Annotated in this window: 23 protein-coding genes and 1 pseudogene; 11 read left to right on the top strand and 13 right to left on the bottom strand. The window is 70.0% G+C overall.

What is annotated here, in order from left to right; genetic code table 11:
• Nucleotides 1–253: pseudogene (locus tag VGK78_RS12700) on the top strand (hypothetical protein); the annotation flags it as partial.
• Nucleotides 253–465: an HNH endonuclease signature motif containing protein gene (locus VGK78_RS20380; RefSeq protein WP_414690678.1), complete on the top strand. Its 213-nt coding sequence runs from the start codon at nt 253–255 to the stop codon at nt 463–465. The pseudogene VGK78_RS12700 and the gene VGK78_RS20380, both read left to right, overlap by 1 nt.
• Before the next feature lie 9 nt (nt 466–474).
• Here the strand turns inward: VGK78_RS20380 and VGK78_RS12695 are convergent, their stop codons facing one another.
• The 4 genes from VGK78_RS12695 to VGK78_RS12680 form a co-directional block, all read right to left on the bottom strand.
• The gene (locus VGK78_RS12695; protein ID WP_331528014.1) at nt 475–942 is read right to left on the bottom strand and encodes a GNAT family N-acetyltransferase; all 468 of its coding nucleotides are present in this window, start codon (nt 940–942) and stop codon (nt 475–477) included.
• A 574-nt stretch (nt 943–1,516) separates the two neighbouring features.
• Nucleotides 1,517–3,304, bottom strand: a complete 1,788-nt coding sequence (locus VGK78_RS12690) for an ABC transporter substrate-binding protein (RefSeq protein WP_331528013.1) — start codon at nt 3,302–3,304, stop codon at nt 1,517–1,519.
• Nucleotides 3,305–3,566: 262 nt separating this feature from the next.
• The gene (locus tag VGK78_RS12685) at nt 3,567–5,117 is read right to left on the bottom strand and encodes an MXAN_6640 family putative metalloprotease (protein ID WP_331528012.1); all 1,551 of its coding nucleotides are present in this window, start codon (nt 5,115–5,117) and stop codon (nt 3,567–3,569) included.
• A gap of 98 nt (nt 5,118–5,215) precedes the next feature.
• On the bottom strand, nt 5,216–5,614 hold the full coding sequence (locus VGK78_RS12680) for an adenylyltransferase/cytidyltransferase family protein (RefSeq protein ID WP_331528011.1): 399 nt from the start codon (nt 5,612–5,614) through the stop codon (nt 5,216–5,218).
• 42 nt (nt 5,615–5,656) lie between these two features.
• On the opposite strand from VGK78_RS12680, the gene VGK78_RS12675 reads away from it, so the two are divergent.
• Both VGK78_RS12675 and VGK78_RS12670 read left to right on the top strand, forming a co-directional pair.
• Nucleotides 5,657–6,940, top strand: a complete 1,284-nt coding sequence (locus tag VGK78_RS12675; RefSeq protein WP_331528010.1) for a DUF445 domain-containing protein — start codon at nt 5,657–5,659, stop codon at nt 6,938–6,940.
• On the top strand, nt 6,940–7,167 hold the full coding sequence (locus VGK78_RS12670; protein WP_331528009.1) for an RNA-binding S4 domain-containing protein: 228 nt from the start codon (nt 6,940–6,942) through the stop codon (nt 7,165–7,167). Before VGK78_RS12675 ends, VGK78_RS12670 begins: the two co-directional genes overlap by 1 nt.
• A 100-nt stretch (nt 7,168–7,267) precedes the next feature.
• Here the strand turns inward: VGK78_RS12670 and VGK78_RS12665 are convergent, their stop codons facing one another.
• Nucleotides 7,268–7,717: a heavy metal-responsive transcriptional regulator gene (locus tag VGK78_RS12665; RefSeq protein WP_331528008.1), complete on the bottom strand. Its 450-nt coding sequence runs from the start codon at nt 7,715–7,717 to the stop codon at nt 7,268–7,270.
• A gap of 202 nt (nt 7,718–7,919) precedes the next feature.
• On the bottom strand, nt 7,920–8,288 hold the full coding sequence (locus VGK78_RS12660) for an FKBP-type peptidyl-prolyl cis-trans isomerase (RefSeq protein ID WP_331528007.1): 369 nt from the start codon (nt 8,286–8,288) through the stop codon (nt 7,920–7,922).
• A gap of 64 nt (nt 8,289–8,352) precedes the next feature.
• Here VGK78_RS12660 and VGK78_RS12655 point away from each other — a divergent pair, with 64 nt between their 5' ends.
• The gene (locus VGK78_RS12655; protein WP_331528006.1) at nt 8,353–8,523 is read left to right on the top strand and encodes a hypothetical protein; all 171 of its coding nucleotides are present in this window, start codon (nt 8,353–8,355) and stop codon (nt 8,521–8,523) included.
• A gap of 12 nt (nt 8,524–8,535) precedes the next feature.
• Here the strand turns inward: VGK78_RS12655 and VGK78_RS12650 are convergent, their stop codons facing one another.
• Both VGK78_RS12650 and hisN read right to left on the bottom strand, forming a co-directional pair.
• Nucleotides 8,536–8,967, bottom strand: coding sequence for a CBS domain-containing protein (locus VGK78_RS12650; protein ID WP_331528005.1), 432 nt, complete (start codon nt 8,965–8,967; stop codon nt 8,536–8,538).
• Between the two features lie 41 nt (nt 8,968–9,008).
• Nucleotides 9,009–9,902: a histidinol-phosphatase gene (gene hisN, locus VGK78_RS12645; RefSeq protein ID WP_331528004.1), complete on the bottom strand. Its 894-nt coding sequence runs from the start codon at nt 9,900–9,902 to the stop codon at nt 9,009–9,011.
• An 85-nt stretch (nt 9,903–9,987) separates the two neighbouring features.
• On the opposite strand from hisN, the gene VGK78_RS12640 reads away from it, so the two are divergent.
• On the top strand, nt 9,988–10,464 hold the full coding sequence (locus VGK78_RS12640) for a DUF2231 domain-containing protein (RefSeq protein ID WP_331528003.1): 477 nt from the start codon (nt 9,988–9,990) through the stop codon (nt 10,462–10,464).
• 56 nt (nt 10,465–10,520) lie between these two features.
• Here VGK78_RS12640 and rsgA read toward each other — a convergent pair whose 3' ends face one another.
• The 4 genes from rsgA to VGK78_RS12620 all read right to left on the bottom strand — a co-directional run bounded on the left by rsgA (nt 10,521) and on the right by VGK78_RS12620 (nt 15,868).
• Nucleotides 10,521–11,531: a ribosome small subunit-dependent GTPase A gene (gene rsgA, locus VGK78_RS12635; protein ID WP_331528002.1), complete on the bottom strand. Its 1,011-nt coding sequence runs from the start codon at nt 11,529–11,531 to the stop codon at nt 10,521–10,523.
• Nucleotides 11,528–12,802, bottom strand: a complete 1,275-nt coding sequence (gene aroA / locus VGK78_RS12630) for a 3-phosphoshikimate 1-carboxyvinyltransferase (protein WP_331528001.1) — start codon at nt 12,800–12,802, stop codon at nt 11,528–11,530. The genes rsgA and aroA overlap by 4 nt, the downstream gene beginning before the upstream one ends.
• A 34-nt stretch (nt 12,803–12,836) precedes the next feature.
• A complete protein-coding gene (locus tag VGK78_RS12625; protein WP_331528000.1) occupies nt 12,837–13,367 on the bottom strand; it encodes a DoxX family protein in 531 nt (176 codons plus the stop codon).
• Nucleotides 13,368–13,429: 62 nt separating this feature from the next.
• On the bottom strand, nt 13,430–15,868 hold the full coding sequence (locus VGK78_RS12620) for a sigma-70 family RNA polymerase sigma factor (protein ID WP_331527999.1): 2,439 nt from the start codon (nt 15,866–15,868) through the stop codon (nt 13,430–13,432).
• Between the two features lie 498 nt (nt 15,869–16,366).
• Here VGK78_RS12620 and VGK78_RS12615 point away from each other — a divergent pair, with 498 nt between their 5' ends.
• The 5 genes from VGK78_RS12615 to rsrA all read left to right on the top strand — a co-directional run bounded on the left by VGK78_RS12615 (nt 16,367) and on the right by rsrA (nt 19,329).
• Nucleotides 16,367–16,774: a hypothetical protein gene (locus tag VGK78_RS12615; protein WP_331527997.1), complete on the top strand. Its 408-nt coding sequence runs from the start codon at nt 16,367–16,369 to the stop codon at nt 16,772–16,774.
• A 141-nt stretch (nt 16,775–16,915) separates the two neighbouring features.
• On the top strand, nt 16,916–17,689 hold the full coding sequence (locus tag VGK78_RS12610) for an SOS response-associated peptidase (RefSeq protein WP_331527996.1): 774 nt from the start codon (nt 16,916–16,918) through the stop codon (nt 17,687–17,689).
• A gap of 7 nt (nt 17,690–17,696) precedes the next feature.
• A complete protein-coding gene (locus VGK78_RS12605) occupies nt 17,697–18,332 on the top strand; it encodes an alpha/beta family hydrolase (RefSeq protein ID WP_331527995.1) in 636 nt (211 codons plus the stop codon).
• Between the two features lie 71 nt (nt 18,333–18,403).
• On the top strand, nt 18,404–19,078 hold the full coding sequence (locus VGK78_RS12600) for a sigma-70 family RNA polymerase sigma factor (RefSeq protein ID WP_331527994.1): 675 nt from the start codon (nt 18,404–18,406) through the stop codon (nt 19,076–19,078).
• A complete protein-coding gene (rsrA, locus tag VGK78_RS12595; protein ID WP_331527993.1) occupies nt 19,075–19,329 on the top strand; it encodes a mycothiol system anti-sigma-R factor in 255 nt (84 codons plus the stop codon). The genes VGK78_RS12600 and rsrA overlap by 4 nt, the downstream gene beginning before the upstream one ends.
• A 91-nt stretch (nt 19,330–19,420) precedes the next feature.
• Here the strand turns inward: rsrA and VGK78_RS20375 are convergent, their stop codons facing one another.
• Nucleotides 19,421–19,495, bottom strand: a complete 75-nt coding sequence (locus VGK78_RS20375; RefSeq protein WP_396408713.1) for a 50S ribosomal protein bL37 — start codon at nt 19,493–19,495, stop codon at nt 19,421–19,423.
• Nucleotides 19,496–19,609: the final 114 nt, after the last annotated feature.

The raw sequence follows: 19,609 nt of genomic DNA, 5'->3' as shown, positions 1-19,609 counted from the left end.
GACACCGCGGTGGCCGGGCACAGTCGGAATCGGGGTCGGGGTGTCCGGGGTGAGCGGGGACGGCACCGAGCTGTCGGGCTCGACCATCCGCCGGTTGGCCTGTGACGCCGAGATCATCCCCGCCGTCCTCGGCAGCCGCGGTGAGCCCCTGGATGTGGGCCGGGCCCGGCGGCTGGTCACCGTCGCGATCTGGCCGCCCTGGTCATCCGGGACCGGCACGGTGCGTTCCCCGGCTGTGATCGGCCGCCGTTGATGTGTCACGCCCACCACATCCGGCACTGGATCCTCGGCGGCGAGACCAAACTGGAAAACCTGGTCTTGGTGTGCGGCCACCATCACCGGGTCATCCACGACTCACCCTGGCAGGTCCGGCTCAATCCCAACGACCACAAACCCGAATTCCTGCCTCCACCCAAACCGAGTGTGGACAGAAGCTGGCTCCGATATCGACCCCGACGTGAGTGACCCGTGCCTTCACAACACCCGCTCGAACCAGATCTGGTCGAGCATCGGGATACCGTCGACCTCGATGCCGGGCGGGTAGCCCCGGAAGGGAGCAAAGGCGTCCTGCACGACGTGGGTCATCCGGAAGCCGCAGCGCTGGTAGAAGCGTAGGTTCCCGACGTCGGCGGTCGCCGTCGCCAGGATCACCCGAGTGGCGCCGGCGGACCTCGCCTCCTCGACGGCGCGCTCGAGCAGTGCCCGACCGGCGCCACGGCCGCGCGCGCTCTCGGCGACCGCGGTGTTGGTGACCTCCCAGACCTGCGCGTCCCGCACCACGGCCTGGAGGTGCCCGACGATCTCGCCGTCCGGCGACCGCGCGACCCAGAGCCTGCCGAGGTCGATGTAGGAGTTGAGCAGCTGCTCGGAGTCCTCCGCCTCGCGGAACGACCAGGCGAGGTCGCGGTGCGACCCGTCGTACTCCTCGATCGTGACGTCCACGGGTCGAACGTAGCCATGCGGCGGCCGTCCTGCCGCACCGGACGGAGGTACGTCGAGGTGAGCCGCTGGTCACGATCTCCGCAGAAGTGCCAGCATGCGGGCAGCGGAAGGAGACGAGATGACCAGGCTCGTCCAGGTGGCTCTGCACGCGACGGACCTCGACCGTGCCGCGGCGTTCTACTCCGAGCTCCTCGGAGTGGAGCCGAGCGGGAGGTTCGAGCCGCCGGGGCTGCTCTTCTTCGACCTCGAGGGGACGAGGCTGCTCCTCGACGGCAACGCGCCGTCGTCGATGCTCTATCTCGAGGTCCCCGACGTCCATCGCGCCGTCGATGGCCTGCGCGGACGGACGGAGATCGTCTCGGACCGCACCAGATCTTCACCCACGAGGACGACGTCCTCGGTCCGGCCGGCATGGCCGAGTGGCAGGCCTTCGTCACCGACTCCGAGGCCAACGTGGTGGGACTGGTCAGCTTCGAGCCGACCTCCGCCTGACCCGGACAGGTGGACGGCGGGGCACGGAACTCCGTGCCCCGCCGTCCGAGGTGGGATATTTCAGAGGTGCTCGGTCAACCGATCACTGGGTGATCCAGATGTTCTTCCACGTCGGCATGCCGAGCGTGTTGTCATCGTTGTCGCCGTTGATCTTCGATCCGTGCGCCTGCGCGATGCCGGTGTAGTAGGTGGTGAACAGGGGGAAGTACTTCGTCGCGATCTGCTTGTCGAGCGCGTTCCACGCATCCGCCTGCTGGGCCAGCGGCATCTTCTGGATGGCGTCCATCTGCTGGTCGGCCGCCTTGTTGCTGAAGGCCGAGTAGTTGGACCCGAACGAGTGGGTCTTGTCCGGGTTCGTCGACCCGAGCACCGGAGGCATCCAGGTGGAGCCGGACGGCCAGTCGGAGCACCAACCCGCCGAGCGGACGTTGATGTCCTCCGACGTGTTGTCGCGGGCCGTGGTGTAGTTGGCCGTCGTGGTCGGCACCGGGGTGGCCTTGAAGCCGGCCTCGGTCAGCGCCTTCACGGTGGCGTCCTTCGACTTCACGCTGATCGGGTCGTCGGTGCGGAACAGGAACTTGATCTCGAACCCGAGCGCGTTGGCCGACTTCAGCAGCGCCTTCGCCTTCGCCGCGTCGGTGTCGAAGCCCTGGCGGCCGGTCACGTTGTACGGCTTGCGTCCCGGAACACCCGGCGGCATCAGGTTGCTGGCCGGGATGGCGTTGACCCCGGGGATCAGGCCGCTGGCCAGGATGATGTTCTTGTACGGGTAGGCCCAGGACAGAGCCTCACGCACCTTCTTGTTGGTGATCTTCCGGTTGTCGGGAGCCCAGTAGTAGGTGCACGGGGAGCCACCCAGCGTCAGCCTGCTCGGGTCCTTCTGCTTCAGCTGCTGGAAGTCGGGGGCGAGCAGGTCGTCGTAGGTCAGCGTGGTCTGCCCGGTGCCGGAGTCGGCCAGCAGGATCTGGTCGATCTTCTCCGACTGGGTCTGCAGCTGGAAGTCGTACCCGTCGGGGTACTGCGTGCGGGCCGGATCGGTGCTCGTGCTCCAGTACGGGTTCTTCTCCAGGACCAGCTCCTTGGCCGTGGTGAAGGACTTGATCATGTACGGGCCGGTCGACCACGGGTGCTTCTTGTAGGCCTTCGGGTCAGAGACCTTCGGGTCGGTCGGGATCGGGCCGTTGGCCGGGAAGGTGCCCCAGTACGGCATGTCCGGGAAGGGCTTGGACATGTTGATCGTGATCGTGTTGCCGTTGACCTTGATGCCCTTGAAGATCGTGCCCGGCTTCTGCTTCTCGGTGTAGGGGCCCTTGTAGGTCGAGCCGCCCTTGAAGTACACGTTCGAGTAGTACTGGCACGGCCCGGTCGGGAAGGTGGCGGCGTCCATGCAGCGCGTCATGCCCCACGCCACGTCCTTGGCGGTCACGGGCTGGCCGTTCTCGCCCCACTTCACACCGGAGCGGATGGTGAAGGTCCACTTGGTGTAGCTGTCGTTGTGGTGACCGAGGTCGGTGGCCAGGTCCGGAACCAGGATCATCTGCTTGCTGGCCGGGTCGTAGCGGTACTGCGTCAGCGAGCGACCGATCAGGCCGCTGAAGATCGACGAGGTGTCGGTGTAGTAGATCTCGCTGGGGTCGATGGTGGTGGTCAGACCCCCCTGTGTCAGAACCGTGACGGTGCCGCCCTTCTGGGCGCCGGGGATCGTCACCGGACCCTTGGCGTGGGCGTCCTGACCGTTCCCGGTGTCTCCGGGGTTGAAGTTCGACGGTGTGTCGTTCGGACTGGCCGAGCTACCGCCGCTCCCGCCGCACGCGGCCAGGGCGAGGAGCCCCGCCGAGGACAGGGCGACCAATGGAGTCTTGAGTCTCATCTACGCGCCTTTCAGTGACGGTTCGACCCGGCGATGACGTCGCCGAGCGGTGCACCGGACCGGGCGCGCCTGGGGTCTCCTGTCGACGCGGCCATGGTCCCGGTGCCAAGAGAACCAGCCGATCGTCGCCGTACAATATCGACTGAATAACGAATGGATATCAGCCGGGAAATGTCACGAGAATGTCACGGAAAGGTCACGGATAAAGAATCGGTCACGGACCGATCTCGGAATTGTCACGGATCGACGGACACCGCCTCGATCAGGGCTTGTAGGCGATCAGCCTCACCGTGAACGACCGGCGTGCATCCTTCGAGGTCCCGTCACAGGAGTAGCCCCCGCCGGTGTCGCAGGTGTACCTCGTGGAGGCATCGGCCAGGGTGATGGTGACCTTGCTGGTGTTGACCTGGCTGAAGGGCACCGTCACCTTGCCGCGCCCCGTCTGCGTGAGGTGCACGAGGGTCCGCGTCATCGGCTGCTGCTTCCGCTTGACGAGCACCACGACCGCCGGCGCCGACCGACGGTCGGGCCCGTCCACCTTCAGCCGCAGCCGCCACCCCGGACCGGTCAGGTCGGCGCCCGGCTTGGCCTGGAGATCGACCGAGGAGAGGTGCCGGACCCGGTAGGTGGTCCACGGGGTCTGCGGCGATGCGTGGGTGAGCGTGACGGTGCTGGTCGCACCTGCGGCCGGGTACGCCTGACCCTCGGAGTACGTGTGACCCGGGATCGTGTTGCCGTTGGCGTAGTTCCCGAACACCTTCGTCAGCCCCCCGTGGTGGCGCAGGGAGGAGCGGATCGCCTGGGCGGAGAACTGGTGGCCGATCCGGCCGAACGCGGCCGCGTGCCGCCAGATCGTCTTCACGATGCCTCGGCCGAAGCGTTCGCTCAGGTACTCGAAGAAGACCCAGTTGCCGTACTGCTCGAAGCCGCCACCGGTGTCGAGCGGCTTCCCCGGCTCGTGGAGCTGGCTCCACGGCAGGTACTGCCGGTTGTCATTGCTGGAGTCGTCGAACTGGTCCTCCATCCAGGTCGCCGTCGACTCCATCATCCACGGGTCGTCGTCCGCGTCGTAGCCGTACTGGATGGCGTGGAAGAACTCGTGTGCCGCCGTCACCCGGGCGACCTGCATCGGGTCGCCGCCGTACTGGGAGCGCTTGAAGTCGTTGTCGATCAGCATGTACGCCGAGTAGAGGCGCGTGTTGGTGGGGCTGGGCTGCTCGGCCACCGTTATGCCGTACAGGCCCTGTCGGAAGAGCTCCTTGAGGTAGACGTCGAACATGCCCGAGCCGCCACCGCCCCGCGTGCCGTCCGAGACCGGTCGCCGGTAGCCGAGCTTCTTCACCTCGTAGTTCCACACCTGGTTCAGCATCCGGAGCTGCTTGTCCACCCAGGCGGTGCTCGGCGGGGCGTCCCGGGTGGTGGGGACCCAGTGGATGCAGATGTGGCCGGAGCACTTCTGCCTCGCCTTGACCGTGTAGTCCTCGCCGTAGAAGTCGGGGTTGTCGGTCGGCCGGGCCAGGATGGCCGCCGCCTGACGCCGGTCCGCCGGGCCCAGGGCGTGCATGCTCAGCCGGAGTAGGAGCATCGCCATCGAGGCGTCGGCGTGGGGCGCCGTCCCGGAGAGCACGTGGGTGGCGGTGTGGAGGGCCCGCTCCGCCTGCGCCCGGGCCGAGCCGCTGCCGGGCTTGGCCGAACCGCTCACGGCCGACCCGGCGGCCGCGTGTGCGGAGACGGCGGGTGCCATGGTCGAGGTCGCGCCGAAGGCCGTCGACAGGGTGACGGCCAGGACGGCGGTGGCGGCGGAACGGCGCACGGCGAGAGCTCCTGGGATGACGGCCGGTGGCCGATGGGCGGCCCGAGACGCACCTACCCTAGACACGGCAGGGTCACCTGGAGGTGATTTCGTGCGACTCAGCCCGACGAGGAGATCTTCTCGATCAGGGCGGTCGTCGAGATGGCCGGCGTACGCGGCAGGTAGACGACCTCACAGATGTCGCCGAACTCGTCGAACTTCCCGCGCCAGTCCTCGCCCATGACCAGCACGTCGGCGGCGTACCGCTCGATGTACTCGCGCTTCTGCTCGAGGCTCTCCTCGACGAACACCTCGTCCACCATCCGGAGAGCGCCGATGATCGCCAGGCGCTCGGACTCGCTGAAGACCGGCTCGCGACCCTTCTTGCGCAGGTTGAGGGCGTCCGCGGAGACACCGACCACCAGGCGGTCGCCGAGGGAGGCGGCGCGCTCGATCACGCGCAGGTGCCCGACGTGGAAGACGTCGAAGGTGCCGAAGGTGATCACGGTGCGCGGCATGGGGCGAATTCTGACATCACTGCATCGGGGACAATCGACCCGATGACCACCACCACGACGTCGGCCGGCCCGATCGCGATGATCACGCCGGACCCGGCCGCCGACGCCCGGCGGCGACGAGGGCTGCGCAGGATGCGCACGCTCGCGGTGTGCCTGCTGGTGCTGGCGGCCGTCGTCTACCTGCTCACGCTGGGGCAGGACGGGTTCCTCGGCTTCGTGAACGCCGGGGCGGAGGCCTCGATGGTGGGTGCCATCGCGGACTGGTTCGCGGTCACGGCCCTGTTCAAGCACCCGCTGGGGCTACCGGTGCCGCACACCGCGCTGATCCCGCGTCGCAAGGACGAGCTGGGCCGAAGCCTCGAGGAGTTCGTCGGCGAGAACTTCCTGCAAGAGGGGATCATCCGCGACCGCGTCGCCTCGGCGGCGATCTCGGAGCGAGTGGCGGACTGGCTGGCAGACCCGGAACACGTACGCCGCGTGGTCGACGAGGTCTCCGAGGTCGCGGCGATCGGGCTCGGGAAGATCCGCGACGAGCACGTGTCCGACCTGGTCACGGAGGCGCTGATCCCGCGGTTCCGGGAGGAGCCCGTCGCGCCGTTGGCCGGCGGCCTGCTGGCGGAGGCGGTCCGCGACGGCGTGCACCAGGGCGTGGTCGACCTGGCCCTGGACGAGCTCCACGGATGGCTGCTGGAGAACCCGGACACGGTCGCCGAGGTGCTCGAGCAGCGGGCACCCTGGTGGGCGCCGCCCCGGCTCAACGACGCCGTGACGCGACGGGTGACCGGCGAGCTGGTCACCTGGCTCGCCGAGATCCGGGCCGACCCCGACCATCGTGCGCGGCTGGCCCTCGACTCCCTGCTCACCCAGCTCGCCGAGGACCTCCAGCACGACCCGGACACCCGGGAGCGCACCGAGCGGCTCAAGGAACGGCTGCTCGACCAGCCGCAGCTCGTCGAGTCCGGCATCGCCCTGTGGAACGCGCTGCGCCGGGCGCTGCAGGCGTCGCTGCTCGATCCCGAGGGCGCAGTCCGCGACCGCCTGGGGCGCGAGCTGGCGGCGTTCGGGGCCAGGCTGCGCGACGACGCCGAGCTGCGTGCGCGCATCGACGGGGCGGTCGCCGATGTGTCGGTGTTCGCCGTGGAGCGCTACGGCGCCGAGCTCACGAGCGTGATCACGCACACCGTCCAGCGGTGGGACGGCCGCGAGGCGGCCCGGCGGATCGAGCTCCACGTGGGGCGGGACCTGCAGTTCATCCGGATCAACGGCACGATCGTAGGAGGCCTGGTGGGACTGGTGATCCATGCGGTGACGGTGGTGGTGCGCTGATGAGCGGGCCGAGGGACGCGGACCGCGTCGTTCCGCTCCGGGACGGGTCGATCCGGCTGGGTCAGTTCCTGAAGCTGGCCGACCTGGTCGACACGGGGGCCGACGCCAAGGGGCTGCTCGCGCAGGGGCTGGTGCGGGTCAATGGCGACGTCGAGACCCGGCGAGGCCGGCAGCTGGTGGGGGGCGACGTCGTGGAGTGTGCGGGACGGCGGGTGACGGTCGGGTAGGGGCGGTCTCCCGGGGCCCTCGGGAGACCGTGGTCCGGTCAGCAGCAACCGCAGTCGCAGCCACAGCCGCAGCCGCATCCGCACTCGTCGGTCATCCCGCTCACCTCCTTCCGATCGTGTGCACCTCGTCCCGCGGGTCGCCGCAGGAGGCGGGGTCGAGGCACCAGGTGCCGGGCTCCGGCGGGAGACAGTTTCGGGCGACGATCGCGTCGTGCATCGCGCGCATCTGCTCGCGCAGGGCCTGCAGCCGGGTGATCTCGGCGTCGACCTCGGCGAGCCGTCGCGCCAGGTGCTGCTCGGCCGGTTCGCACGGGCACTCACCGGTGTCGCGCACCGCGAGCAGGTCGCGGACGTCGGCCAGGGTCAGGCCGAGTCGCTGTGCACCCTGGATGAACGCGAGTCGGTCGCGCGCGGTGTCGTCGTACGCGCGATAGCCGCCCGGCGTCCGCGGTGGCTCCGGCAGCAGGCCGATCCGCTCGTAGTAGCGCAACGTGTCGGGGCTGCTGCCGACGGCGCTGGCCAGCTGGGAGACGGTGTACGTCGTGCTCACACCACGACGCTAGACCTTGGAGTCGACTCCAAGGTCAAGCGAGCAGTCGTGCGCGAGGAACGAGCGCACGGCGCGGACGGGCGCCGGTCGAGCAAGCGACGCGACTGGGGAACGAAACGGTGTCCTGAGGAGCGAGTGCAGCGAGCGACTCGAAGGGTCGCGCGAGCGCGTCGAGGCCCGGTGACGGTGTCCGAAGCATCGCTCAGTCGACGGAGACGAGGTCGCAGACGAAGATCAGGGTCTCGCCGGGCTTGATCACGGCACCGGCGCCGCGGTCGCCGTAGGCCAGGTGCGGTGGGATGACGAGCCGGCGCCGTCCGCCGACCTTCATGCCCTGGACGCCGGTGTCCCAGCCCTGGATGACCTGGCCGATGCCGAGCCGGAACTGGAGCGGCTCACCGCGGTTGTACGACGCGTCGAACTCCTCACCCGTCGAGTGCGCGACCCCGACGTAGTGCACCTGGACCGTGGAGCCGGCGGAGGCCTCCGGGCCGTCCCCCTGGACGAGGTCGGTGACCTCCAGGTCCGTGGGCGGAGGGCCGTCGGGGAAGTCGATCTCGGGCTTGTCCATCCCCCGAGCCTACGAGCAACGACGGTCGAGCCGAGTGTCGGTGGTCGCCCCTAGCGTGGGACGCATGGCGTTGACGATCCACCAGAGCCGGCCGGAGCTGGTCGACACGGGTCGGAGGGACCCGCCCGACGCGCCGTCGTCCGAGGGCGCGGACGACGAGGTCCGGGCCGACACGTGCCCGTGCGAGGCGTGCCAGGGCCCGGCCCGCGACGAGATGTGGTCGCGCTGGGCCTGACTGCAGAGCCGGTCAGGTCTGGTGCACGTAGCTGTCGAGCTGGTCCCGCTCGAACTGCAGCTGGTCGAGCGACGACTTCACGACGTCACCGATGCTGATGATCCCGGTCAGCCGGCCGTCGACCACGACCGGTACGTGCCGGATCCGGCGTTCGGTCATCACCACGCGTAGGTCGTCGACGGGGGTGTGCGGTTCGGTGGTCGCCACGTCGCTGGTCATGATCCGGCTGACCGGCCCGTCGAGGATCGCTTCGTCCTCGTGGAGTCGGCGTACGACGTCACGTTCGCTGACGATGCCATCCACCGCCTGACCGTCGGCGCTGACCACGACCGCCCCGATGTTGTGCCGGGCCAGGAGCCCGAGCAGCTCGCGTACGGAGGCGTCGGGCGGGATGGTGACGACCCGGTCGCCGGACTTGGTCGAGAGAACGTCGCTGATCCGCATGACCACTCCTCAGTCTTGCCTCGGCTCGGCTCCCCCGAAGGCTAGTCCTCTCCGCGGGTGCGCCGCGACAGCAGATCATGGACCGAGCCGGGGCCGCGTGGGGGCGAGTCGGGGTCGTGGTCGTCGTCGGGCAGCGACCCGAGGAAGGACAGCACGGCGTCGTGCAGATGACCGTTCGTGGCCAGCGCGTTGCCGCCGAAGGGTCCACGTGTGCCGTCCAGCGACGTGAACGACCCGCCGGCCTCACGCACGATCACGTCGAGAGCGGCCATGTCGTAGACCTGGAGCTCGGGCTCGGTGGCGATGTCGACGGCACCCTCGGCCAGCAGCATGTAGGACCAGAAGTCGCCGTACGCGCGCGAGCGCCAGCAACGACGCATCAGCGACAAGAAGTCCTCGAGCCGTTCCCGCTCGTCCCAGCCGTGCAGGGACGAGTAGGACAGCGAGGCGTCCTCGAGCCGGCGTACGTCGGAGACGGTGCACCGGGTCGCCTTGAGCAGCGACCGCCCGGTCCAGGTGCCGTTGCCCGCCGACGCCCACCAGCGCCGCTGCAGCTGCGGCGCCGAGACCACCGAGAGGACGACCTCGTCGTCGACGACCAGCGCGATCAGCGTGGCCCACACCGGGACCCCGCGGACGAAGTTCTTGGTGCCGTCGATCGGGTCGATCACCCACCGCCGCTGGCTGTGTCCGGAGCTGCCCTGCTCCTCACCGGTGATCGCGTCGCGTGACCGCACGCGCGACAGGGTGCGCCGGATGGACTCCTCCACGGCCTCGTCCGCGTCGGTGACCGGCGTCAGGTCGGGCTTGCTCATCACGTGCAGGTCGAGGGCCTTGAACCGGGACGTGGTGATCGAGTCCGCGTCGTCAGCCAGCACGTGGGCGAGGCGGAGGTCGTCGGTGTAGTCGGTCGCTGGCTGACCTGCAGGCGGCATGGGCACAGGCTATTCCGACGGGCTCCCGGGACGGCGGCACCGCACGGTCCGAACGCGGTAGCCGGTCGTGCCGTATATGTAAGCCATGGAGTTCAACGGCCTCCCGCTGCACCCCTTGATCGTCCACGTCGTGGTGGTCTTCGCGCCGCTGGCCGGCATCGGCGGCATCCTGTACGCCGCGGTGCCGAGGTGGCGGTGGTGGCTGCGCTGGCCGCTGGTGGCCTGCGCGGTGATCTCGGCGGCTGCCGGGATCGTCGCGGTCCAGTCCGGCCAGTCCCTGGAGAACCAGCGACAGCTCCAGACCCTCCCGGAGCTGGCCACGCACGCCGCCCGGGGGCGCTTCCTGCGCTGGGTGATGCTCGCCTTCCTGGTGCCGACCGCGCTCGCGGTCTGGCAGCTGGGTGGGCCCTCGCCGCTGGCGACTGACGGCCGCAGCCGCACGGGCCGCACCGGGGTCGTCGCATGGGCGATCCAGCTCGTGCTCCTGGCCGGCGCGGTCACCGTCCTGGTCTGCGTCTTCCTCACCGGCGACGCCGGTTCCCGGGCCGTCTGGGGCCGCTAGCCACGCATGGTTGAGGAGCGAGCTCTGCGAGCGTCACGAAACCACCGTCCTCGAACTCAGTATTCCGGCCCCGACCTGGCCTCGAGCAGCCGCCTGAACGACTCGACCCGCTCCGGATCGGCCTCTCCGCGAGCGACCGCCTCGTCGAGGCCGCACTCGGGCTCGTCGGCGGCGTGGGTGCACCCGCGGGGGCAGTCCTCGGTCATCTCGTCGAGGTCGGGGAACGCCTCGATCAGGTCCTCGGGCCGCACGTGGGCGAGCCCGAACGACCGGATCCCGGGGGTGTCGATGATCCAGCCGGCTGCCCCGTGGTGCTCGGGCAGGGCCAGCATGATCGCCGACGTCGAGGTGTGCCGCCCGCGTCCGGTCACGGCGTTCACCTGCCCGATCTCACGGTCGGCGTCCGGCACGAGTGCGTTGACCAGCGTCGACTTCCCGACGCCGCTGTGCCCGATCATGACGCTGGTGCGGCCGGCCAGCCGGTCGCGGAGCTCGCCGAGGTCGGCGCCGCGCTGCGTCACCACCCAGGGCACGCCCAGGGAGCGGTACGTCGCCAGCAGCGTCTCCGGGTCCGCCAGATCGGCCTTGGTCAGGCACAGCAGCGGCTTCATCCCGGCGTCGTAGGCCGCCACCAGCGCCCGGTCGATCAGCCGCGGCCGGGGCTCGGGGTCGGCGAGGGCGGTGACGACGACGAGCTGGTCGGCGTTCGCGACCAGGACGCGTTCGACCGGGTCGTCGTCGTCCGCGGTACGCCGGAGCACGGTCGCCCGGTCCTGCACCTCCACGATCCGGGCGAGCGCGCCCTCGTCGCCGGAGACGTCACCCACCACGCGGACCCGGTCGCCGACCACCACGCCCTTGCGGCCGAGCGGTCGCGCCTTGACAGCCCACACCCGCACCCCGTCCACCTCGCCGCCGACCCGCAGCGTGAACCTGCCCCGGTCGACCGTGGTCACGACGGCGTCGACGGCGTCGTCGTACTGGGGACGCTCCTTGGTCCGCGGACGGGTGCGGCGGCGCGGGCGCTCGTAGTGCTCGTGGTCGTGCTCGTCGTACCGGCCGCTCATCGGGCGTCCAGCAGCCCGGACCAGACCTGCGGGAAGTCCGGGAACGTCTTGCTCGTCGCGGCGATGTCGTCGACCACCACGCCCTCGACCGCCGACCCGAGCACCGCGGCTGCATGTGCCATCCGGTGGTCGGCGTAGCTGCGGAACATCCCACCGTGCAACGTCGCCGGCCGGAGCTCCAGTCCGTCCGCCAGCTCCGTCACGTCCGCGCCCAGCCCGCGGAGCTCGGTGGCCAGCGCTGCGATCCGGTCGGTCTCGTGACCCCGGATGTGGGCGATGCCGCGGAGGTACGACGGTCCGTCGGCGAGGGCACACAGTGCGGCGACGACGGGGGTCAGCTCTCCCACGTCGTGGAGGTCGACATCGACGCCCCCGATCCGGTCGGAGCCGGTGACGGTGAGCCCACGGCCGTCGCGCACGACCGTGCATCCCATCCGGCCCAGCAGGTCGCGCATGACGTCTCCGGGCTGGGTGGTCTCGGCCGGCCAGTCGCGGACCGTGACCGACCCTCCCGTCGTCGCGGCCAGGGCCAGGAACGCGGCGGCGTTCGAGAGGTCGGGCTCGATGGTGTGGTCCGCGGCCCGGACCGGTCCGTGCGCCACCCGCCAGCGGGCCGGCTCGTCGTCGTCGACCTCGACGCCGTGGAGCCGGAGCATCGCGACGGTCATCTCGATGTGCGGCTGCGACGGCACCGTCTTCCCGTCGTGCAAGAGGTCGACGCCCTCGTCGAAGCGCGCTCCCCCCAGCAGGAGTGCCGAGACGAACTGGCTGGACCCCGACGCGTCGATCACCACCCGACCCCCGCGCACGTGCCCCTGGCCGTGGACCGTGAACGGCAGCCGGTCACCGTCGATCCGGACCCCGAGTGCACGCAGGGCGGTCAGCACCTCACCCACCGGTCGGGTGCGCATATGGGGGTCGCCGTCGAAGGCGACGTCACCCTCGGCCAGCCCGGCCACCGGCGGGACGAAGCGGGTGACGGTGCCGGCCAGGCCGCAGTCCACCGACCCACCCCCGAGCAGACGTCCGGGTTCGACCGACCAGTCGTCGGTGGTCGTGTCGACCCGGCAGCCGAGCGTGGTCAGGGCCCCTGCCATCAGCAGCGTGTCGCGTGACCGCAGCGCGCGACGTACCACGGAGGGCGCGTCGGCGAGCGCGGCCAGCACCAGCGCCCGGTTGGTCAGGGACTTGCTGCCGGGCAGCGTCACCTCGGCGCGCACCGGCCCCGGGGCGTACGGCGCCGCCCACGCAGCGGTCGGCGCCCTGGTCACCGGCGCAGCGTACCGAGCAGTCGCGCCTCCGAGCTCAGGTCAGATGGGCCTTCGCGATCCGGGCCTCCGCCCGGGCCTGCTTGGCCAGGGTCTTCGCCTCGCGGCGCACATCCTTCGCCGCCCGACGCGCCCGCCACGCCATGCCCGGCTTGCCCTCGGTGTCGACGCCCGCCACCAGCAGGCCGCCCATCATCGAGATGTTCTTGAAGAACTGGATCCGCTGCATCGCCCGGGCGGACTTGTCCTTCTCCTCCCAGAACGCGTGTCCGGCGTACGTCGTCGGGACCAGCGAGGCGGCCAGGACCAGCGCCGACAGCCGCGGCATCCGACCGGTCGCCAGGGCCAGACCGGCCGCCACCTGGGCGCCGCCGTTGATCCGGATCAGCGTGGCGGGGTCGGTCGGCACCGGCAGCCCGGGCGCGATCTTCTCGGCCAGCGTGGGGACGTGCTCGGTCACCCTCTCGGCCTTCGAGACCTTGGGCGAGGCGTTCAGGAGCGAGTCGATCCCGCCCACCACGAACATCGACGCGAGCATCGGTCGGGCGATCAGTCTGATGGCGGTCATAGGTTCTTCTTACCCAATGGCCCCGATCCGACACCCGTGCCCGATACCAGGATGTGCCGCGACTACGCCTGGGTGCGGGTGGTGAAAGAACGAGTCGCCGTGGTGCTGTCGTCGTTGACCAGGGTGACCTTGAACGTCGTCTTCGAGTTCGGGTCCAAGCGCAGATCGCCCTCAGGACTGAGAGTCCCAGTCACGTCCTGCCGGCCCTTGTTGACCGTGACACTGAACGTGAATTTCTGCTCACCCGCCTGAGTGACCTCGCAGTCGTACACCTGGTTGCTGTTCGCGCCAGGGCTGTTGTCTGCCGACGGCGGCACAGTGCACGCGTCTGAGGACTCGTCTACGTGGGCCGTGCTCGGGAAGACGACCTCGACCTGCGCCTTCTGCTGGTCAGGAAGCCCGTCGACCGTGACGGTCACTTGCTGCTGGCCATTCCCCTTCAGCGGCTCTGCCGTGGCGTTCACCGTCATGAAGGCGACGATGGGCACAGCGACCTCGGTGCTCTGCGTCACCCGGGCTCCCTGCTGGTAATCAGCATTGCCCGGCTGGTCCGCGTAGATCACGCAACTTCCAGCACCAACGAAGCTGACCGTGGACTCGTCGTCGCTGAGGGTGCACACGTCGGCAGATGTCGTCTCATCGACAGTGAGGGTCACGGGCAAGCCGGAGCTGGCAATTGCCGTCAGGGGTCTTGTGTCTCCGACAGCAGCGGTCGAATCCAGCGTGAAGGTGATGGTCTGCGAACCCTGGCCGACGTGGAACGTCTGGGAGTCGTCGGCCGCGTTGTAGTCCCCGTTGCCGTCCTGGTGGGCGGTGACCGTGCAGGAAGTGGCGTGCTGGAACGAGACGGTGTCGACGTCAACGGAGCAGCCACCGCTTGCCGTGTAGGTGATGTCGTTGCCTGTCACCCCCGGGTCCGCCTCCATCGTGTACGGCGTTCCGTCCACGACCGGCTCCTGCGGCGTCGAGGTGATCGTGACCGTCTGGGGCTCCTTCGGGACGTAGATCCTCTGCTTGGCGTCGCGGGAGTGGGCACGCTGAGACGACACCCCGACTCGCGCGGCGGTCTTTCCGGAGTCCTGGGCTACCACCACGCACGTGCCGGCGTGCTGGAACAGCACCGTTCGCGGCCCCTTTATCGTGCAGGCATCGCTCGTGGTGGCCGGATCGACCGAGAAGGTGATGTCGCCCGCGCCGCCCGTTGCCGCCAGACGGTAGGTGCTCCCGAATGCCGGGTTGCTGGGCGGGGTCGAGGTGAAAGCGACCGATTGGACGGTCGGTCCGGTCGACGGATCGGACGGCTGGGACGAGCTCGGGTCAGTCGGGCTGCTCGAGCTGGTCGGGTCGGCCGGCACCGACGGGCCGGCGCTTGGCGTCGGCGTGCTCGTGGGCGAGGCGGAGGGGGTCGGCCCGGCGGTTCCGACTGCCGGACCGACGGTGGGCGTCTGGCTGCGCCCGCTCTGGTGGCCCTGGTGGCCCTGGTTGCGGCCGCCACGGTCTCCGCCGGTGGCTGGGAGCGTGGAAGCGGCCGGGTGACTGAGCGTGGGCGGCGAGCCCAGCTCGGCGGTGCTGTGCCCGTGCAGCTGCGTCGCGCCGTAGATCGAGAACACCGCCGTGGCGGTCACGACCATGCCGCCAATCGCGGTCAACGACGCGTGCGCGGCGGCCCAGGCCTTGGCGGCGGCGAAACCGCCGGTGAGTGCACCCGATCCGGCCCCACTGCTCGAGGACAGGTAGCCGGCTCCGGCCGAGCCGAGCAGGAGAGGCGCCAGCAGGGCGGCCAGTCCGGAGTTCACCTCGGTGAGCTCGAGGTAGACGGCGGCACAGGCGCGACAGACGGCGAGGTGGTCGTCCACCTTGGTGGCGTCGCGGCGGGACAGACCGCCGCGCACGTAGGCACCGAGGTGGTCGCGGGTCCAGGCGCAGTCGACGTCGTCCGGATCGGTCGCGTGCTGACTCAGGAACGCCTGGCGCAGACCCTCGCGGGCACGGTAGGCGAGTGCGGACACCGAGTTGGCGCTCATTCCGAGCAACGGCGCGATGTCGGCGGGCTTCTGCTGCTCGACCTCGGTGTGCCACAGCACCATCTGCCACCGCTCGGGGAGCGAGGCGAAGGCGCGCGCGGCCGCCGCGTTGTCGAACCCCTCGACGGCGGTGTCGTGGAACGGCAGGCCGGGGTCGAACGGCGCCAGGTCGTCGACCGGGCGCAGCCGGGAGCCGGCCCGGATCTTGTCCACGTGGAGTCGGCGTACGGCGGTCAGCAGGTAGGCGCGGAACGCCAGGTCCGGCCCGCCGCCTCGCTGGAGGACGGTCAGCACCTTGGTGAAGGCGTCGGATACCAGGTCGTCGGCGTCGGCCGGGCCGGTCAGCTGGCGCGCCAGGCGTCGTGCGGCGTCGACGTGCCGCGCGAAGAGCTCGCCGTAGGCGTCGACGTCACCGCCGCGGACGGCCGAGATCAGCTCGGCATCGCCCGGGCCGTCGACCGACAGCGAGACGCTCACACCAACTCCAACGGGGGAAGCCGAGACCTGTGACGTCAGTATGGGAGCAACTCCGAGATTTTTCCGGCAAACCGGCATCATGCTTGACCCCGCGCGCCGTCACATCGGCGGAGAGCGCTGGTCGGAATTGCGGAGGGAGGCGTCATGGGGTTTTGGGCTTTCCGGGACAAAGTGGTGCCCGAGCCTTCCTCCGCATCCGATCCTGCGCTCTTCGAGCAGGTTCGGGGGGACTTGCCTGAGCGCTTCGAGGCTGTAGGAGAAGCCTTGATCGCCGGCCGGACTGCCACCGATGCCTGTGAAGTGGTGGGCAGGTTGCAGGGCAGCCAGGGGGTCTCACTGGAGGAGACCCTGGCGGATCTTCGGACGACTTACGAGCTCGTTCTGGGTACAGAGCCGGCATTCACCGATGCGTGTGCGGTGGCGCTGGGCTGGAGCGAGGCGACGCTCGCGTACCTTCACCAGCTCTCGTGCGCTGACCCGCTGACCGGGTTGGCCAGCATGGCTCATCTACGGGGCCGGCTCACGGAGCTGTACCGGGGGGACACCCGCGGGCCGGCCCCCCTCCGCGACCGCTACGCGCTGGTGGTCGTCGAGGCGGCCGCACCGCGCTTCTCCGGCATCGCCGACGAGGTCTTCGGCCTCGACCTGCGGATGTCCCGGATCGGGGAGTCCGCCCGTTCGGTCTTCTCCGCCGGCGAGACGGTCTGCCGGATCGGACCTCGCCGGATCGTGATCCTGGCCTCCCGCAACGAGGGCCTGGCCCGCCGTACGACGCTCCTGCGCAACCTGCTGGAGGTCGGCGAGCGCGCCCTCGGCGGCGTCCGCATCTGGAGCGAGAGTCTGCCGCTCGTGGCCGAGCAGGCGTCGAGCCTGCTGGACGAGCTGTCCCGCGACCAGTCGTTCTGACCGATCCGGGTCCTGTCGGTTTCCCCGGTTAACCGGGGAACGCTGACGTTCTGGAGGGAAATTTCGGCCGAGAACGTCATGAATTCCCGGTGCACCGGGGAAGGCGGCGACCCTGTCCGAGCCCGGCTCTAGTCTGGCCGTGTGTGTGGTCGCTACGCCTCGAGCCGGAAGCCCGAGGACCTGGTCGAGGAGTTCGAGATCTCCGCGTCCGGTGGCAACCGGGTCGAGGAGGCGCTCGCGCCCGACTACAACGTCGCCCCGACCAAGCCCGTGTACGCCGTGATGGAGCGGTCGCCGTCATCCCGCGACGACCCAGAGCCCCAGCCGCCGCAGCGGCAGTTGCGGGTGGTCAGCTGGGGACTGATCCCGTCCTGGGCGAAGGACCCCTCGATCGGCAACCGGATGATCAACGCCCGGATGGAGACGGTGGCCGAGAAGCCGGCGTACAAGCGGGCCTTCGCCTCGCGCCGCTGCCTGCTGCCGGCCGACGGCTACTTCGAGTGGTACCCGACCCAGGTGAAGGGGAAGTCCGGCCGCCCGCTCAAGCAGCCCTTCTACATCCACCCGCAGGACGGCGGGGTGATGGCGATGGCCGGGCTGTACGAGATCTGGCGTGACCCCGACAAGGCCGAGGACGACCCTGACCGGTTCCGCTGGACCTGCACGGTGCTCACGACCGAGGCCGAGGACGCCGTCGGGCACATCCACGACCGGATGCCGTTGATGGTCGAGCGCGACCGCTGGTCGGCCTGGCTCGACCCGGACGTCGCCGGCCGCGACGACCTGCTCTCGCTGCTCGTGCCCGCGGCGCCGGGTCGGCTCGAGGCGTTCCCCGTGTCGACCGACGTCAACAACGTGCGCAACAACGGTCCGGAGCTGGTCGAGCCCATCCCGGCCGAGGACGCCCTGGCGTGAGGTGAGCGTGCGCGAGATCGAGGTCGACACGGCGTACGGTCGCGGCCGGCTTCTGGTGCACCCGGCCCGGGGGAGCACGGCGACCCTGGTGCTCAGCCACGGCGCCGGCAACGGCGTCGAGGCCCGCGACCTGGCCGCGCTGTCGACCGCTCTTCCGCGGCAGGGCGTCTCGATCGCGCTGTTCGAGCAGCCGTGGCGCGTCGCCGGGAAGAAGATCGCGTCGGCGCCGCCGACGCTCGACGTCGGGCTGCAGGCGGCGGTCGCCACGCTGCGTCCGCGCGCGCCGCTGGTCGTCGGCGGCCGGTCGGCCGGTGCCAGGTCCGCCGCGCGGTGCGCTTCCCGGCTGGGTGCCGCCGGCTGTCTCGCGCTGGCGTTCCCGCTGCACCCGCCGGGGCGACCCGAGAAGAGCCGAGTCGAGGAGCTCACCGGCGCCGGCGTCCCCACCCTGGTGGTGCAGGGCGAGCGCGACCCGATGGGTCTGCCCGAGGAGTTTCCGGAGGGTACGGACCTGGCCGTCGTACCCGCGGCGGACCACGGGCTGAAGGTGCCCGCGCGCGGGCCTCTCTCACAGCCCGAGGCGCTCGACCTGGTGGTGGAGGCGGTGCTGGAGTGGCTGGTGCGCGAGGTTTCCGGGAATCCATGAGCCGCGCGCCGTGTTGCCATCACGTGCTTGCGCTCATGGATCGTTCGCGGCCCCCGGTAACCTGGGAGTCGATGACAGACCACCCCGAACTTTCTCCCGACCCCACCCAGGCCGCCGACGAGGCGCCCGAGGTGGACGTCACCCGCGAGACCGACGCGGAGCGTGCCGCTCGCTTCGAGCATGACGCGCTGCCGTTCCTGGACCAGCTGTACGGCGCGGCGATGCGGATGACCCGCAACCCGTCCGACGCCGAGGACCTGGTGCAGGAGACCTTCGCGAAAGCCTACGCGTCGTTCCACCAGTTCAAGCCCGGGACGAACCTCAAGGCCTGGCTCTACCGCATCCTCACCAACACGTTCATCAACAACTACCGCAAGAAGCAGCGCCAGCCCCGGCAGGCGATGTCCGAGGATGTCGAGGACTGGCAGCTCGCGCGCGCGGAGTCCCACACGTCATCCGGCCTGAAGTCCGCCGAGAGCGAGGCTCTCGAGCACCTGCCCGACTCGGAGGTGAAGGCCGCTCTGCAGCGGCTGCCCGAGGAGTTCCGCCTGGCGGTCTACCTCGCCGACGTGGAGGGCTTCGCGTACAAGGAGATCGCTGAGATCATGGGGACGCCGATCGGCACCGTGATGTCTCGGCTCCACCGCGGGCGCCGTCAGCTGCGAGACATGCTCTCGGACTACGTGCGTGCCCACGACCTGTTGCCGGTGGGGCACGACGGCACCGGAGGGGGAACGACGTCATGACCAGCGACGAGACTTGCGCCGAGTTCCTCGAGCGCATCGTCTGCCTGCTCGACAACGAGCTGGACGGGAGCGAGGTGGCCGAGGTCAAGGCCCATCTCGAGGAGTGCGCGCCCTGTCTGCAGAGCTACGACCTGCAGCGCACGGTGAAGGCGCTGGTCCAGCGCTCGTGCATGGAGCACGCACCGGAGAGTCTGCGCCAGCGGGTGCGGGTCCAGATCCAGCAGATCCAGGTGACCTACACCGAGAGCTGACCCCAGTCCGCAACGAACCCCCGACCGGGACGTCCGGTGCGGGGGTTCTGTGCTGTCTGGTGGTGCTGCCTGGCTGTGGTGCCGAGTCAGCTCACGCGTTGGGGCGCTTGCCGTGGTTCGCGGCCTTCTTCTTGCGGCCCCGGCGCTTGCGTCCGGTCTTGCCCATGGTTCCTCCTGGTCGTCGGCCCGCGCGCTCTGACACAGGCGAACCCCGATTCTCCCAGTCTCCGCGTCTGGAGCGAAATTCCAGGTCGTGTGCCTGAGGACGCGCTCTTGGCCG

This window comes from Nocardioides sp. (assembly GCF_036503465.1).
In the GTDB taxonomy this organism is placed as follows: domain Bacteria; phylum Actinomycetota; class Actinomycetes; order Propionibacteriales; family Nocardioidaceae; genus Nocardioides.
Note: the sequence above shows the minus strand (reverse complement) of the source record. Positions and strands in the feature narration are given on the sequence as shown.

Coding starts and splice junctions, on each gene's coding strand:
- VGK78_RS12690 (WP_331528013.1), bottom strand. CDS start 3,304: ATGAGACTCAAGACTCCATTGGTCGCCCTGTCCTCGGCGGGGCTCCTC.
- VGK78_RS12600 (WP_331527994.1), top strand. CDS start 18,404: ATGACAGACCACCCCGAACTTTCTCCCGACCCCACCCAGGCCGCCGAC.
- VGK78_RS12660 (WP_331528007.1), bottom strand. CDS start 8,288: ATGGACAAGCCCGAGATCGACTTCCCCGACGGCCCTCCGCCCACGGAC.
- VGK78_RS12650 (WP_331528005.1), bottom strand. CDS start 8,967: ATGCGGATCAGCGACGTTCTCTCGACCAAGTCCGGCGACCGGGTCGTC.
- VGK78_RS12680 (WP_331528011.1), bottom strand. CDS start 5,614: ATGCCGCGCACCGTGATCACCTTCGGCACCTTCGACGTCTTCCACGTC.
- rsrA (WP_331527993.1), top strand. CDS start 19,075: ATGACCAGCGACGAGACTTGCGCCGAGTTCCTCGAGCGCATCGTCTGC.
- rsgA (WP_331528002.1), bottom strand. CDS start 11,531: ATGAGCGGCCGGTACGACGAGCACGACCACGAGCACTACGAGCGCCCG.
- hisN (WP_331528004.1), bottom strand. CDS start 9,902: ATGCCGCCTGCAGGTCAGCCAGCGACCGACTACACCGACGACCTCCGC.
- VGK78_RS12670 (WP_331528009.1), top strand. CDS start 6,940: ATGAGCGGGCCGAGGGACGCGGACCGCGTCGTTCCGCTCCGGGACGGG.
- VGK78_RS12625 (WP_331528000.1), bottom strand. CDS start 13,367: ATGACCGCCATCAGACTGATCGCCCGACCGATGCTCGCGTCGATGTTC.
- VGK78_RS12675 (WP_331528010.1), top strand. CDS start 5,657: ATGACCACCACCACGACGTCGGCCGGCCCGATCGCGATGATCACGCCG.
- VGK78_RS20380 (WP_414690678.1), top strand. CDS start 253: ATGTGTCACGCCCACCACATCCGGCACTGGATCCTCGGCGGCGAGACC.
- VGK78_RS12615 (WP_331527997.1), top strand. CDS start 16,367: ATGGCTCATCTACGGGGCCGGCTCACGGAGCTGTACCGGGGGGACACC.
- VGK78_RS12640 (WP_331528003.1), top strand. CDS start 9,988: ATGGAGTTCAACGGCCTCCCGCTGCACCCCTTGATCGTCCACGTCGTG.
- VGK78_RS12655 (WP_331528006.1), top strand. CDS start 8,353: ATGGCGTTGACGATCCACCAGAGCCGGCCGGAGCTGGTCGACACGGGT.